General features: G+C 73.1%; 15 protein-coding genes. 9 read left to right on the top strand and 6 right to left on the bottom strand.

Annotated elements, in window-relative coordinates; genetic code table 11:
* Positions 1 to 555, top strand: coding sequence for a methylated-DNA--[protein]-cysteine S-methyltransferase (locus D9753_RS26840; protein WP_121789334.1), 555 nt, complete (start codon positions 1 to 3; stop codon positions 553 to 555).
* A gap of 20 nt (positions 556 to 575) precedes the next feature.
* Here the strand turns inward: D9753_RS26840 and D9753_RS26835 are convergent, their stop codons facing one another.
* Positions 576 to 1,007 (bottom strand): VOC family protein, encoded by a 432-nt coding sequence (locus D9753_RS26835; protein WP_121789333.1) that lies wholly within the window; start codon positions 1,005 to 1,007, stop codon positions 576 to 578.
* Positions 1,008 to 1,105: 98 nt separating this feature from the next.
* Here D9753_RS26835 and D9753_RS26830 point away from each other — a divergent pair, with 98 nt between their 5' ends.
* Entirely contained in the window at positions 1,106 to 2,014 is a 909-nt protein-coding gene (locus tag D9753_RS26830) for a pseudouridine-5'-phosphate glycosidase (RefSeq protein WP_163010802.1), read from the top strand.
* On the top strand, positions 1,999 to 2,949 hold the full coding sequence (locus D9753_RS26825; RefSeq protein WP_121791309.1) for a carbohydrate kinase family protein: 951 nt from the start codon (positions 1,999 to 2,001) through the stop codon (positions 2,947 to 2,949). The genes D9753_RS26830 and D9753_RS26825 overlap by 16 nt, the downstream gene beginning before the upstream one ends.
* A 99-nt stretch (positions 2,950 to 3,048) precedes the next feature.
* Here D9753_RS26825 and D9753_RS26820 read toward each other — a convergent pair whose 3' ends face one another.
* Positions 3,049 to 3,843 (bottom strand): methyltransferase domain-containing protein, encoded by a 795-nt coding sequence (locus D9753_RS26820; protein ID WP_121789332.1) that lies wholly within the window; start codon positions 3,841 to 3,843, stop codon positions 3,049 to 3,051.
* Between the two features lie 174 nt (positions 3,844 to 4,017).
* Here D9753_RS26820 and corA point away from each other — a divergent pair, with 174 nt between their 5' ends.
* Entirely contained in the window at positions 4,018 to 5,145 is a 1,128-nt protein-coding gene (gene corA, locus D9753_RS26815) for a magnesium/cobalt transporter CorA (protein WP_121789331.1), read from the top strand.
* Between the two features lie 145 nt (positions 5,146 to 5,290).
* On the opposite strand, the gene D9753_RS26810 is transcribed toward corA, so the two are convergent.
* Positions 5,291 to 5,932, bottom strand: coding sequence for a nucleoside/nucleotide kinase family protein (locus tag D9753_RS26810; protein ID WP_205614274.1), 642 nt, complete (start codon positions 5,930 to 5,932; stop codon positions 5,291 to 5,293).
* Positions 5,933 to 6,154: 222 nt separating this feature from the next.
* On the opposite strand from D9753_RS26810, the gene D9753_RS26805 reads away from it, so the two are divergent.
* The gene (locus tag D9753_RS26805; protein ID WP_121789329.1) at positions 6,155 to 6,853 is read left to right on the top strand and encodes a DUF2293 domain-containing protein; all 699 of its coding nucleotides are present in this window, start codon (positions 6,155 to 6,157) and stop codon (positions 6,851 to 6,853) included.
* Between the two features lie 285 nt (positions 6,854 to 7,138).
* Positions 7,139 to 8,626 (top strand): glutamate synthase subunit beta, encoded by a 1,488-nt coding sequence (locus tag D9753_RS26800; protein WP_121789328.1) that lies wholly within the window; start codon positions 7,139 to 7,141, stop codon positions 8,624 to 8,626.
* A 322-nt stretch (positions 8,627 to 8,948) separates the two neighbouring features.
* Here D9753_RS26800 and D9753_RS26795 read toward each other — a convergent pair whose 3' ends face one another.
* Positions 8,949 to 9,461, bottom strand: coding sequence for a carboxymuconolactone decarboxylase family protein (locus D9753_RS26795; protein WP_121789327.1), 513 nt, complete (start codon positions 9,459 to 9,461; stop codon positions 8,949 to 8,951).
* Positions 9,462 to 9,508: 47 nt separating this feature from the next.
* Here D9753_RS26795 and pdxR point away from each other — a divergent pair, with 47 nt between their 5' ends.
* Positions 9,509 to 11,044: a MocR-like pyridoxine biosynthesis transcription factor PdxR gene (pdxR, locus tag D9753_RS26790; RefSeq protein ID WP_121789326.1), complete on the top strand. Its 1,536-nt coding sequence runs from the start codon at positions 9,509 to 9,511 to the stop codon at positions 11,042 to 11,044.
* A gap of 273 nt (positions 11,045 to 11,317) precedes the next feature.
* Here pdxR and D9753_RS26785 read toward each other — a convergent pair whose 3' ends face one another.
* Both D9753_RS26785 and D9753_RS26780 read right to left on the bottom strand, forming a co-directional pair.
* Entirely contained in the window at positions 11,318 to 11,572 is a 255-nt protein-coding gene (locus D9753_RS26785; RefSeq protein ID WP_121789325.1) for a DUF397 domain-containing protein, read from the bottom strand.
* A complete protein-coding gene (locus D9753_RS26780) occupies positions 11,573 to 12,433 on the bottom strand; it encodes a helix-turn-helix domain-containing protein (RefSeq protein ID WP_121789324.1) in 861 nt (286 codons plus the stop codon).
* A gap of 264 nt (positions 12,434 to 12,697) precedes the next feature.
* Between D9753_RS26780 and D9753_RS39440 the strand changes: the two genes are divergently transcribed.
* Positions 12,698 to 13,609: an ATP-binding protein gene (locus tag D9753_RS39440; protein ID WP_394346756.1), complete on the top strand. Its 912-nt coding sequence runs from the start codon at positions 12,698 to 12,700 to the stop codon at positions 13,607 to 13,609.
* A gap of 89 nt (positions 13,610 to 13,698) precedes the next feature.
* The gene (locus D9753_RS26770) at positions 13,699 to 14,073 is read left to right on the top strand and encodes a hypothetical protein (RefSeq protein ID WP_205614425.1); all 375 of its coding nucleotides are present in this window, start codon (positions 13,699 to 13,701) and stop codon (positions 14,071 to 14,073) included.
* Positions 14,074 to 14,271: the final 198 nt, after the last annotated feature.

Here is a 14,271-nt window from a genome sequence, read left to right as displayed (position 1 = left end):
ATGGACAGCCATGGGCGGGATGAGCAGCGGCTCGTGTGGGCCGTCGTCGGCACGGACATCGGCCCGCTGATGCTGGCAGCGACCGGCGACGGCCTGGTGAACGTCGTCTTCCACGCCTCGGACGCCGTGCGCCTGCGGGCGCTGGAGCGGCTCGCCGCCCGGCTGGGCCGCGAGCCCGTGGAAGATCCGGACGCACCGCTGCTGGCGGAGGCCGTGCGCCAGGTGCGGGCCTATCTGGCGGGCGAGCGCCTCGTCTTCGACCTGCCGCTGGACTGGTCGCTGATATCCGGGTTCAACCGGCAGGTGCTGCGCGAACTGGCGTCCGGAGTGCCGTACGGCACCGTGGTCGGATACGGCGATCTGGCGGGGCGGGTCGGGCAGCCCGGGGGTGCGCAGGCGGTCGGCGCGGCGATGGGCGCCAATCCGCTGCCGGTGGTCGTGCCGTGCCACCGGGTGGTGGAGAGCGGCGGTGGCATCGGCGGTTTCGGGGGCGGGCTGGAGACCAAGCGGAAGCTGCTCGCCCTGGAGGGCGTGCTGCCCGAGCCGCTGTTCTGACCGGCCCCCGCGCGCCGCGGCTAGTCGTCGTAGTGCCGGGCCTCGAATATGTTGCCGTCGGGGTCGCGGAAGTAGAAGCTGCGAGTGGCGGCGCCGCGGGCGCCGGACAGGCCGTGGTCGATGTCCGACACGGGGACACCGTGTTCGCCGAGGCGGACGCGCAGGGCGTCGAAGGCGTCGGCGGGCAGGGACAGGCAGACGTGATTGACGGGGTGACCCGCGCTGTCGGCCGAGCCGGGCAGCATCGTCATGCGTGCGGCGAAGGTACGCGGGGCGAGGTCGAGGATGGTCTCCTCGTTGACGCGTACGGAGGGGAAGGCCACCTTTCCCTCGGTGAACTCGGTGACCCTCGTCGGCTCCAGGCCGACGGCCGTCTCGTAGAAACGGGCTGCCGCGACGGGATCGGCCACCCACAGGACTATGTGGTCGAGACGTGTGGTGTTGTTCGTCATGCGGCAAGGCTGGTGGCGTCCCGCACAGGCCGCAAGCGTTTATTCGGTGCCGACGCCCGCCAGGGATGAGGGGTAACCGACGGACAGGAGGCGGGCACGTGGTGCTGGTGGTGTCGGAGGAAGTGCGGGAGGCGATCGACGCGGCGCGCCCGGTGGTCGCCCTGGAGTCCACGATCATCGCGCACGGCCTGCCCCGTCCGCGCAACCTGGAGGTCGCGCGGGAGCTGGAGGAGACGGTGCGGCGGGAGGGTGCCGTGCCGGCGACCGTCGCCGTGCTCGACGGGCAGCCCCGGGTCGGCCTGGACGAGGGGCACCTGGAGCGGGTCGCGAACGAGGACGGCGTCCGCAAGCTGGGCCACCGTGACCTGCCGCTCGCCGTGGCCGCGGGGGCGAGCGGGGCGACGACCGTGTCGGCGACGGCACGGCTGGCCGCGCTGGCGGGGATCCGGGTGTTCGCCACGGGCGGGCTGGGCGGTGTGCACCGGGAGTGGACGCTGACCCAGGACGAGTCCGCCGACCTGGGGCTGCTGGCGCGGACCCGGATCACGGTGGTGTGCGCGGGTGTGAAGTCGATCCTGGACGTGCCGGCGACGCTGCAGCGGCTGGAGACGCTGGGCGTGGCCGTCGCCGGATTCGGCACGGACCGGTTCCCCGGCTTCTACCTGTCGGACTCGGGCCATCCGGTCGACTGGACGCTGGACAGCCCGGAACAGGTCGCCGCCGTCATGCGCGCCCAGGACGAACTGGCCGCGCCGGACTCCGCGCTGATCGTCGCGAACCCCGTCCCGGAGGCGGAACAACTCGATCCCGGGCTGCACGCGCGCGTGCTCTCCGACGCGCTGCGCGCCTGCGCGGAGCGGGGTGTCACCGGGCAGGCGGTGACGCCGTTCCTGCTGGACCACCTGGTCCGTCACACGGACGGGGCCTCGCTGAGCGCCAACCTGGCGGCGGTGCGCGGCAACGTACGGCTGGCGGCGCGGATCGCCACGGCCTGGACCAAGGGGTGACCGCTGAGCGGCACGGGGCGCTGCTGGTCGTCGGGGACGTGGTCACCGACGTGGTGGCCCGGCACCGGGGGCCGCTGGCGGCCGGCACCGACACGGCCGCCGTGATCCGGACGCTGCCGGGTGGTGCGGGCGCCAATGTGGCCTGCTGGGCCGCTCACGCGGGCTGCGCGGACGTACGGCTGCTGGGGCGGGTGGGCGCGGACACCGCCGCGTGGCACGAGCGGGAGCTGGTGGCGGCCGGGGTGCGGCCCCGGCTGGTGGTGGATCCGCAGGCGGCGACGGGGACGGTGATCTGCCTGGTCGACACGGGTGCGGCGGCCGAACGGACGTTCCTGACGGACAGCGGGGCGTCGTTGCGGCTCGACCCCGCCGACTGGTCGGACACCCTGCTCGACGGCGTGGCCCGGCTGCATCTGTCGGGCTATCTGCTGTTCACCGAGCCGAGCCGGGCACTGGTCCGCAGGGCCATGGCCGCGGCACGCGCACGTGGAGTGCCGGTCAGCCTGGACCCGGCGTCGGCCGGCTTCTTGGTGGAGCTGGGAGTGGACCGTTTCACGGCGTTCGCGGAGGGGCTGGACGTGCTCCTGCCCAGCCGGGACGAGGTGTGTCTGCTGACCGGGGTGGTGGATCCGGTGGAGGCGGCGGCCCGGCTGAGCCGGCTCGTGCCGCTGGTGGTGGCCAAGGCGGGCGCGGACGGGGCGCTGGTGGCCCGGTCCGGTGCCGTACCGGTCCGGGTCCCGGCCGTGCCGGCGGCGCCTCGGGACACCACGGGCGCCGGTGACGCCTTCACGGGTGCGTTCCTCGCCGCGCTGCTCGCGGGGGCGGCGCCGGAGGAGGCGGCGGCGCGGGGCTGCCGGGCAGGCGCGGAGGCGGTGGAACGGGTGGGCGCCAGACCACCCCAGCCGGGACCATCACAGGCGGGACGCGTGGACTGACCCCGCGGAAGGTGTTCGCCGCTGCCGGCGGGAGAACGGTCCGGTGTCAGCCGGCCCTGCCACCTCGTCGGCCGGGCGGTGGAGTCGGGGGAACGAGGGCTACGCCTTGCGGCCCCACGCCGAGATCATCGGTGCGGTGGCCAGGTCCATGCCACCGGCCTCGACGTTGGCCAGGTGCTGGTCGATCTCCTCGTCGGTGGCCAGACCGGCGGCGACCAGCCGGGCGCGGATCTGACGGACCGTGGCGGCCTCCAGGGCGGTGCAGGCGGGTGAGGTCACGGGGAAGTACGCGTCGGCCTGCACGTCCTGCAGCCCGGCCTCCCGCAGCAGGCGCGGGAGTTTGCGGCCGTACGACAGGTCGGCGCCGCGGTCGGCGAGCAGCCTGCGGAAGCCCTGGCGCAGCCGGTTGGCGAGCCGCTGCTCGGGGCCGTGTTCGTCGGGGCAGATCAGGGGCTGGAGGGCGGGGTCGGCGTCCTCGACCAGCAGGTGTCCGCCGGGCCGCAGGGCCTGGATCATGGAGCCCAACGCCCGGTCCCGGTCCGGGACGTGAACGAGGACCAGCCGGGCGTGGACCAGGTCGAAGCCCTCCCCCGGGGGTTCGTCGGCGCCCACGTCATGGACGTGGACCTCCACCGGTGGACGGGCCGCGGCGGCGAACCGGGTCGTGTCGATGTCGGTGGCGATGACCTGGCCGGTCGGCCCGACCCGCTCGGCGAGCCAGGACACGACGGAGGTGCCGCCGGCGCCGACTTCCCAACAGCGCCAGCCGGACCGGACGCCGAGTCCTTCGAGGTGCCGGAAGGTCGTGGGGTCCAAGAGGGTGGCGAAGGCGTCGAAGCGCCGGCCTGCCTCGTTCTGCTGGTTGTCCAGGAGGTATCCGTCGGATCGCGTCATGCCGCGATCATCCCAGTCACCCGGCTTGTCCGGTTCGACCGACCTCTGTCCACAGGTGGGACACAAGCGGAACTCTTTGTTCCCACAGGCTCGCTCACGTTGTGTCCGGGACTGGCAGACTTGCCGGGCAAGGGCACGGAAGCACTGCACGGAGATCCACGCGAGGAGATCCAGATGTCGATGGCAGGGAATCTGCGGAAGGTCACGGGGCTGCGCGGAGTCGGCGGTCTGCGCAAGGTGGCGCGGCTGGCCCGGCGCCGGCCGCGCGTGGACCTGAGTCATCCCGCCAGGTCACCGCTGGGCTCGTCGGTGGTCAACTGCGTGACGTATCAGGACGGCGTGCGGGTGCCGGGCTGTGCCGACCTGGTGGACGCCGTGCGGCTGGTCCGCAAGAGCGGCGAAGGCTTCGTCTGGCTCGGGCTGCACGAGCCGACGGAACGTGAGTTCGCGGGTGTGGCCGAGCTGTTCGACCTGCATCCGCTGGCGGTGGAGGACGCGGTCGAGGCCCATCAGCGTCCCAAGCTGGAGCACTACGGGGACACGCTCTTCGCGGTGTTCAAGACCGTCTGTTACGTGGAGCACGAGCAGTTGACGGCGACCAGCGAGGTGGTGGACACCGGCGAGATCATGCTCTTCGTCGGCAAGGACTTCGTCATCACGGTACGGCACGGCCGGCACGGCTCACTGGGCCCGCTCCGTGAGGAATTGGAGGCGAACCCGCAGCAGCTCGTCAAGGGGCCGGCGGCGGTGCTGCACGCGATCGCCGACCATGTGGTCGACGACTATCTGAACGTCACGGACGCGGTGCAGGCTGACATCGACCAGGTGGAGACGGAGGTGTTCTCGGAGGACGGCGCCTGCCTCGATCCGGGCCGCATCTACCAGATGAAGCGTGAACTGCTGGAGCTGAAAAGGGCGGTGGTACCGCTGGGCCGTCCGGTGGAGGATCTGGCCACACGGCCCATACGGGTCGTCGATCCGGAGATACAGGCGTACTTCCGGGATGTGTACGACCATCTGATACGGGCGAAGGAGCAGATCGCCGCGTTCGACGAACTGCTCAACTCCATCCTCCAGGCGCATCTGGCGCAGGTGACCGTCGCGCAGAACGAGGACATGCGCAAGATCACGGCCTGGGCCGCGGTGATCGCCGTACCGACCATGGTGTGCGGGGTGTACGGCATGAACTTCCAGCACATGCCGGAGCTGCACTGGCGGTTCGGCTATCCGCTGGTGATGGGCGTGATGGCGGCGGCGTGTCTGGTGCTGTACCGGGGCTTCCGGCGCAACGGCTGGCTCTAGACGGCGGTGCGCCGGCGTACGGCGGCGCACCGCGTCGCCTGAGCTGGTTCGTCGGCTGGACGGGTGTGTCGGGTGGACGAGTTCGTCGGCCAGCGGTCGTCACAGTCGAGCGGGTGGGCCCGGTTCTGGTGACCGCGCCTCCGGGTCAGGTGCTCCAGGCCGGATGGCGCGGGTCGTCGGTGCGTACGAGAACGTCCGCCGTCCCGGCCGGGTCGGTCTCGGCCTCGTAGCGCGCGAAGGCAGGGAGGGTCCAGTGGTCGGTCTCGGGGGTGCGGCGGCGCAGGGCGCCCGGGGAGAGGAGGAGGTGCACGGTCAGGTCGAAGGGGAACCAGTGGTGTAGCAGGAGGGGGCCGTGGAGAAGCAGGATGCCGCGGGGCGGGAGTTGGACGTACGGGCTGCGGGTGGCCCGGTCGGTGGCGGGATCCCACAGGTCGGGCAGGATCCGCCCGGTGCCGCCGGGATCGAGCGGGCCGAAGACCTCCCGCCACAGGGCGCCCGTGTCGAACCATCCGCTGTAGTACGACTCCGCGTCCCGCCGCCCGTGCTCCAGCCGCAGGGAGGCAGGGCGCAGGAAGCCTCCGGCGCCGACCACGAGCGAGGGCCGGCCGCGCAGCCGCAGGGCCTCCCCGACGCGCTCGGCGAGTTCACCGGGCCGGGCGGCTGGGGCCCCGTCGAAGCCGACACGCGGCCAGGCCCCTCCGTCGGCCGGCTCCAGGCCGGCCAGCCGGTCGGCGAGCAGCTCGGCGAGCCGGCCCCAGGTGATCGCTTCGAGTCGCACAGAGCCCATGATGCCGGGTGCCCAGGAGACCGGTGGGGGCGCCGGGCTTCGAGCGGTACCGCATCGGCGGGCAGCGGCTCCGCGGCACCCCCGCGCCCCCGCCCGGAAGGGAGACAGGAATGCCTGATGGACGAGAGGAAGTCGCGACCGGAGGGAGGGCTGCAGGCGGAGGCCCGGGTGGGCGGCGGCGGTGGACGGGAGACATGAGCGGTGGACGGGAAAGTACCGCGTATGGCGTTTCCCACGACCCCCCGCTCCCCCGGCAGGCTGGTCGTCGTCCAGCCGCTGAAGCGGAAGCGGTGCGCCGGCTGTCGGCGCGGTCCGCTGTCGCTGCTCCTGCTGGAGGACGGAGCCCCGTGGTGCCTGGCCTGTGCCGACCTCGGACACCTGGTGTTCCTGCCGCGCGGCGACACGGCGCTCACCCGCCGGTCGTGGGAGGAGAGTTCGCTGTCGGCGGTGGTGGTGCGGTTCAACCGCCGCAAGAGCCGCTACGAACGCCAGGGCGTGCTGGTGGAGGCGGCGGCGCTGGCCCGGGCCGAGGCCCGCTGTCTGGCGGACGCGGAGGCGCGGCGCCGGAGGCGGGCGCGGGAGGCGCGGGGCAGGGCCATGGCGGACGAGCGGTTCGCTGCGGCGTTCACCGCCGAAATCCTCCGGCTGTTCCCCGGTTGCCCGGACGGACGGGCTCGGGCGATCGCGGCCCACGCGTCGGTACGGGGCAGCGGGCGGGTCGGGCGCAGCGCTGCCGGGCGCGTGCTGTCCGAGGGGGCGGTGACAGCGGCGGTGGTGGCGGCCGTACGGCATGTGGACACGCCGTACGACCGGCTGCTGATGAGCGGAGTGGCACGGTACGAGGCGAGGCGCCGGATCGCCCCGTCGGTGGAGGACGTGCTGCGGACGTGGCGGGGGGCCGGGGAGGAGTACGCGGGCTGAGGAGGCAGGACGACCCCGCCGCGGTGTGCGGAACGGTGCGCTCCTGTGGTGGCCGGCACCGGCCGCAGGGCCGGCTACCGGTCGCAGGGCCGTCGGCAAGGGTGGTGTGGTGCTGGTGCCGTGCCGCCGGCCGGCGCTGCCAGGAAAAGCCCGCCAGAAAGCGCTGTCCGCCACTCTGCGCGGTTGCCGGCGCGGACGTATCGTGGCCGCAAGAGCGGTGCCCGTCGAGGCCCCGCCCGTCGTACATCCGGTGCCTTCGGTGCCCCGTACGCGAGGAAGACGCCCATGGCCGATCCCAAGGGGTTCATGACCACGCCGCGCCAGGAGTGGCCGCGGCGGCCCGTCGAGGAGCGGGTGCGGGACTGGGACGAGGTCTACGTCCCGGGAGCGTTGCTGCCCATCATCAGCAAGCAGGCCGACCGGTGCATGGACTGCGGCGTCCCGTTCTGCCACCACGCCTGTCCGCTGGGAAACCTCATCCCCGAGTGGAACGACCTGGTGTCCCGGGAGGACTGGCGGGACGCGAGTGACCGGTTGCACGCCACGAACAACTTCCCCGAGTTCACCGGGCGGTTGTGTCCGGCGCCGTGCGAGGCGGGGTGTGTGCTGGCGATCAACCAGCCGGCCGTCACGATCAAGAACGTCGAGTGCGCGATCGCGGACCGGGCGTGGGAGGAGGGTTTCACCCCGGCCCGGCCGCCCGAGCGGTTGTCCGGGAAGACGGTCGCCGTCATCGGCTCCGGGCCCACGGGGCTGGCCGCGGCGCAGCAGCTGACCCGGGCCGGGCACACGGTGGCGGTGTACGAGAAGGATGACCGGATCGGTGGGCTGATGCGGTACGGCATCCCCGCGTTCAAGATGGAGAAGCTGCATCTGGAGCGGCGGATCGAGCAGATGCGGGCCGAGGGAACGAGGTTCCGTACGTCGACGGTGGTCGGACGGGACGTTCCGGCGGCGGAGCTGCGGGCCCGGTACGACGCGGTGGTGATCGCGACGGGTGCGACGGCGTGGCGGGAACTTGTGGTACCGGGCCGTGAGTTGAACGGGATACACCAGGCGATGGAATATCTGCCGCTGGCCAACCGGGTGTGTGAAGGGGACCTGGAGGCCTCTCCGCTGTCGGCCTCGGGCAGGCACGTCGTGATCGTGGGTGGCGGGGACACCGGGGCGGACTGCCTGGGCACCGCGGTGCGGGAGGGGGCCGCGTCCGTGACCCAGTTGGACATCTACGCCCAGCCGGGTGCCGAGCGCGACGAGGACACCGAGCCGTGGCCGACGTACCCGAAGACCTACCGGCTGTCGGGCGCGCACGAGGAGGCGCGGGACCTGCGTACGGCGCCGGCGGCGGACGCGGACGCGCGGCTGTTCGCGGCGTCCACACTCCGCTTCACCGGGGACGAGAGGGGGCGGGTACGGGCGCTGCACCTGGTGGAGGTCGACAAGCGGCGGCTTCCGGTGCCGGACACCGAGCGGACGCTCCCCGCCGACCTCGTGCTGCTCGCCCTCGGGTTCACCGGGCCCGGCCGCGAGGACGGGCTCATCGAGCAGCTGGGGCTGCCCCTGGAGCCGCGCGGCACAATCACCCGGGACGACGGCTTCGCGACCCGGGCGCCCGGGGTGTTCGCAGCCGGTGACGCGGCGCGCGGACAGTCACTCATCGTGTGGGCGATCGCGGAGGGGCGGGCGGTCGCGGCGGCCGTCGACCGTTACCTGACGGGCAGTTCACGGCTCCCGGCCCCGATAGCGCCCACCGACCGGCCGATGGTGGTCTGAGCGGTGTCCTGCGGCCGGGCGGCGCGCCGCCGGTTCCGGCCGGTGCGGCGCGGCCCGGCCGGTGCGGCGCGGCCCGTGCGGTGCGGCGCGGCCCGTGCGGTGTTAAGGGGGCCCGTGCGGTGTTGGAGTGGCCCGTGCGGTGTTGGAGTGGTCGAGCGTCGTCGCGGCGGTTGATGCGGTCCGCGCCTGCGAGGGGGTGCACGCCGGCGCAGCGACCCTGACCGAGTGCCTGGAGGCGCTCCTCCAGGACGTGGCAGTCCCGGCGCGGTGCGCCCTGGGGCGAGCGCCGCGCTGACCGGCCGGTGGCACGGGGCGGGGCCGGTCAACCGACGCGTTCGTCGGTGCCCGCCACCTTGCCCGTCGCCAGGGCCACACGGTTCCAGGTGTTGATCGTGAGGATCAGGGCGAGGACGTGGCCCAGTTCCTGGTCGTCGAAGTGGGCGGCGGCCTCGGCGTAGACGGTGTCGGGGACGCCTCCGTCGGCGACCCGGGTCACCGCGTCCGTCAGGGCGAGGGCGGCCTGTTCCCTCGGGGTGAAGAAATGACGGGCCTCGCGCCAGACGGCGGTCATGTGCAGCCGGTCCTCGCTCTCGCCGGCCTTGCGGGCGTCGTTGGTGTGCATGTGCAGGCAGTAGGCGCAGTGGTTGAGGTGCGAGGCACGGACCTGGATCAGTTCTACGAGGGACGGGTCGAGGCCTTCGCGGGCGGCGGCGTCGAAGCCGACGAGGGCGCGGAAGACCTTGGGCGCGGCCTTGGCGAGGTTCAGCCGGGGGCGGGTGGCCTCGGCGGCGGTTCCGGTGGCGAGTGCGGGGGTGGTGGTCGTGTGCGTCGTCATGTGTTCAATCTAGGGGACCGTAAAGACCGGCGGTAAGGTGCATTTCCATGACGGGATCGTGGGTCAATTCTGCGCAGAGCATCGGTGTCGACCTGCACCTGGAGCTGTCGGGGCCGGGCGGTCGGCGGGCGGCGCTGACCCAGGCACTGCGGGACGCCGTGCGCAGCGGACGGCTGGCCCCGGGCACCCGGCTGCCGCCGTACCGCTCACTCGCCGCGGACCTGGGCGTGGCCCGCAACACGGTGGCCGACGCATACGGGGAGCTGGTGGCGGAGGGCTGGCTGACCGCCCGGCAGGGTTCCGGGACCCGGGTCGCCTTGGGGGTGGTGTCTCCGCGTTCCGGCCGGCGCGAGAGCGCCGAGCCGCGGCGACAGGCCGTGAGCATGCCCGTGGAGGCTCCTTCACGCGCGCGTGGGCCGCGGCACGACCTGCGGCAGGGCACGCCGGATCCGTCGGCGTTCCCGCGTGCGGCTTGGGCGGCCTCGTACCGCCGGGCGCTGCTGACGGCGCCGAGCGAGGCGTTCGGGCCGGGTGACCCGGCGGGGCGCCGCGAGTTGCGGGAGGCCCTGACGGAATATCTGGCTCGCGCGCGCGGGGTTCGGACCGAGCCGGACCGGATCGTGATCTGCTCGGGCTTCGGGCACGCCCTTCGGCTGCTCATCACTCCGGACACGCCGGGCAGGCCGAACAGCCCGGGGACGCCGGGCAGGCCGGGTGCCGGTGGCGTGCTGCGCGGTCCGCTCGGCGTGGAGGCGTACGGGCTGGCCTTCCACCGGGATCTGCTCGCGGCGGCCGGCGTGCGCACCGTACCGCTGCCGCTGGACGAGGACGGGGCACGGGTGGAGACACTGGCCCGGGAGCGGGCCGTGCTGCTCACGCCCGCGCATCAGTTCCCGACCGGCGGTCCGCTGCACCCGGAGCGCCGGGCGGCGGTGATCGACTGGGCACGCGCGCGGGAGGCGGTGGTGCTGGAGGACGACTACGACGGCGAGTTCCGCTACGACCGCCGGCCCGTCGGCGCGCTCCAGGGCCTCGACCCGGAACGGGTGATCTACGTCGGCTCGGTCAGCAAGAGCCTGTCGCCGGCGCTGCGGCTGGGCTGGATGGTTCTGCCACACCGTTGTGTGGAGCCGGTGCTGGCGGCTAAGGGCGAGCGGGAGGCTTGGGCGAGCGTGCCGGACCAGCTCGCCCTCGCGGATTTCGTGGCCGGTGGATCGTACGACCGTCACGTGCGGCGGATGCGGCTGAGGTACCGGCGTCGGCGGGACCGGCTCGTCGCCGCCCTCGCCGCGCACGCGCCGCACATCGAGGTGACCGGTGTCGCGGCCGGGCTGCACGCGGTGCTGCGGCTGCCGCCCGGTACGGAGGGACCCACCCTGAGGGCCGCCGCACGGCGGGGCATCGCCCTGGACGGCCTCGCCGGGTTCCGGCACCCGGACGCGGCGACGGGGAGAGATGCGGACGGGGACGCGGAGAGCGATGTGACGATGGGCGAGGGACTGGTGGTGGGGTACGCGGCTCCCGCCGAACACGCCTACGGGGCGGCGCTGGAGGCGCTGTGCGGGGTACTGCCGCCGGGGTGACGGCCGGTGTGACGCCGGATGCCCTGAGCCGCCACCGGTTCCGCACGGCCCGGCAGCCGCGGCGCATCGCCTCTCACGTTCCGGTGACGGTCTCGGTGGCCGGTCGGCTCCTGCCTTGCCGTGCGGCACGCCGGGGACGCCGCAGCCGTCGGGTTGCCCGGTCGGTCAGTGGGCTGTCCGGGTTGCCCGGTCGGCCAGTGGGCTGCCGTGAGGGGGCCGGTGACAAGAAGCAGAAATGGTCGGCGCGGCGCGGGAGCGGGCCGTCCGACGGGGTCAGGACAGCAGGAAGTCGGCCTCCCCCGCCTTGGCGCCCTCGATGAACGCGGTTATCTCGTCCGTCGTGTAGATCAGCGCGGGCCCGTCCGGGTCGGTGGACTGGCGCACCGCGACCCGGCCGTCGGCCAGCTTCATCGCCTCCAGGCAGTTCCCGCCGTTACCGCCGCTCCACGGCTTGTGCCACCCCTCGCTGCCCAGCTCCCGCGCGGGCATCCCGTTGTAGACGCGTCCGCGCGGCTTGATGCGATCCATTCACAGCTCCTTGCGGAGATCCCGGAGGATCTCCTTCGTGCGTCGTGCCGTAGCGGCCTGCGCCGCCATGCGGTCCATGACCTCCAGGTGGGTCGCCACCTCGGTGCGCGCGTCCAGATAGACCGCGCCGGTCAGGTACTCGCTGTAGACCATGTCGGGCAGTTCCGGCATGGCGAATCGGAAGAGCACGAAGGGTCCGTACGTACCCGGATGCGGCCCGTTGGCGAACGGGGCGACCTGGAGCGTCACCTGGGGCAGCTTCGTAGCCTCGAGCAACTTGTCGATCTGCGCGCGCATCACCTCCGGGCCGCCGACCGGGCGGCGCAGGACCGTCTCGTCCATCACCGCCCAGAAACGGGGGGCGTCGGCACGAGTGAGCAGTTCCTGTCGTTGCATGCGCAGCGCGACGTGCCGCTCCATGTCGTCCGGGCTCGTCCGGCCCACGGCGCCGGATCTCAGCACCGCGCGCGCGTAGTCCTCCGTCTGGAGCAGGCCGGGGACGAAGTGCGGATCGTAGGAACGGATGAGGGCGGCTGCACCCTCCAGGCTGACGTACATCGAGAACCAGCCCGGCAGGATGTCGTGGAACCGCTGCCACCAGCCGGGCCTGTTGGCCTCCTCGGCCAGCCGGACGAAGTCGTCCGCCTCGTCGTCGGGGACGCCGTAGGCCTTCAGCAGCAGTTGCAGGTAGGGAATTTTGAGGCTGACCTCGGCCGTCTCCATGCGGCGGACGGTGGCGGGGGCGACGCGGAGGACGCGGGCGGCCTCCTCGCGCTTCAGGCCGGCGCGTTCCCGCAGGTCCAAGAGGCGCCGCCCGAGGACCACCTGGCCCACGGTCGGCGCGGACCGCGGTTCGCTCACGCTGCCACCTCCACCGAAAGCTCCGGAACCCAGGGCTCCGAGTTCCAGAGCTCCCGCAAGCTCCACCGAAAGTTTCCCGACAGCCCTACGGCGCCATTCGAAAGTGCATTCGAAGACCGGATCATGTCTCCGACGACTTCAATTGGCGCCGTTCATGGTGCTGTTGCGAGCAGTGTGCCACGCCCCCTGACCGAGTCATACAGCACTCTGCAATTTTCAGAGTGACACTTGCCAAGTGTCCGCGGCAGGGAGATAGTGACAGGCGTGATTCCGTCCGCGCCCTTAGGAACAGACGCCGCCGCAGACCGCCCCGGTCTCGGTGCCGCGGCGGGGGCACCCCCTCAGGGGGGCGTCGCCGAGCGCAGGTTCCGCTTCGAGCTGGCCGCCCGTCCGGGCTCCGTCGCCCAGGCGAGACGCCTGACGCACGCCCGGTTGACGGGGTGGTCGGTGTGCGCGGACACCTGCGACAACGCGGCCCTGGTCATATCCGAGCTGGTCACGAACGCGGTCGTGCACACCGCCAGCAGCCGGGTCGTGTGCGAGTTGCACGAGCACGGCGACACGGTGCGCATAGCCGTGCACGACGAGGGCTGTGCCCCTGGTGAACCCCACCCGTCCGCGCAGCGGCCCGACGAGGAGCACGGGAGGGGGTTGCTTCTCGTCGACGCGCTGTGCCGGGCCTGGGGTGCCCAGGGGCACGGCCCCGGACTGCTGGTCTGGGCCGAGCTGGCCCACCGGACCGACACGGCCCACGACACCGCCGAACCGCGCGGCGACCTCGGCTGGGGCGCCCGCCCCAAGCCGGGCCGCCCGGACGACTCCGGCGAGGAACAGCAGACCGAGGCCGACGAACACGGGCCGGAGCGGCACCGGCCGGGGATGCCGTCGGGGCCGGACGTGCAGGGGCGGTCGCGGCCGCACCCGCAGGAGCAGGGGCAGGGTGTGTCGGAACAGCACCGGCTCGGGGAGCCGGAGCAGTACCGGCATCCCACCACGGGTCAGCCGCTGCACCGGGCGCCCGAGCAGTATCGGCACGCTCCGGCGGACGGGCATCCGCACGTGACCGGGGAACAGCAGCACCGGCAGGGCAGGCATCCGGACCAGCATCGGTATGCGGCACCCGGCCGGCCCTTGCACCACGCCCCCGGGCAGTACCGCCGCGGGGAGCGCCCGTGACCGGCGTCGGCGCGCTCGGCGGCTCCGGCCGGTCCGCCGGCACCGGTGCGGGCCGGGAGGTCACCGTCGGCCTGAACGCCCTGGTGCGCATGCAGCGTCGCCGGCCGGCCGTGGATCCGGTTCGCCGGCTACCGGTGCCGGACGGTATGACGGTCCCGCTCGGTTGTGACGCCGTAGCCGTCCCCGACCGTCTCGGTCCGCTCGTCGTGCCCCTGCTGCCGCGGCTGGGATGCGTGTACGCCGACGGCTCCCACTGGTGGTGGATCGTTCCGTCGGACTCCGACTACGCCCTGCCGTGGCCGTACCCGGCGCACTACGCCACCGGTGCCCTGATCAACGGCACCGCCCGACTCATCCACCGGCCGGAGGGTACGGTTCCGTACACCCCGCCGATCCCGCTCTACCTCGCCCTGTGCCGGGTGACGGGGACGGCCCCCGACTGGTCGCGGGCCGTCCCGGCGTAACCACGGCGCCGGCGTCCGCCACCACCGCGTCCCCCACACCATCCCGGCCACCACACTCCCGCCGCGCGCACCCGCCCACCACACTGCGGCCCGCGCACACTGCCGCCCGCACACCCGCCCACCGCCTCTCGAACCACCTACGTCCCACCCCCGCGCCCCGTGCCCCCTCCGCGCCCCCCGTACGTCGGTTCGCGCCCT

It is taken from the genome of Streptomyces dangxiongensis (genome assembly GCF_003675325.1).
GTDB lineage: Bacteria > Actinomycetota > Actinomycetes > Streptomycetales > Streptomycetaceae > Streptomyces > Streptomyces dangxiongensis.
The sequence above is the reverse complement of the archived record's forward strand: the minus strand, read 5'-3'. Positions and strand labels throughout refer to the sequence as shown.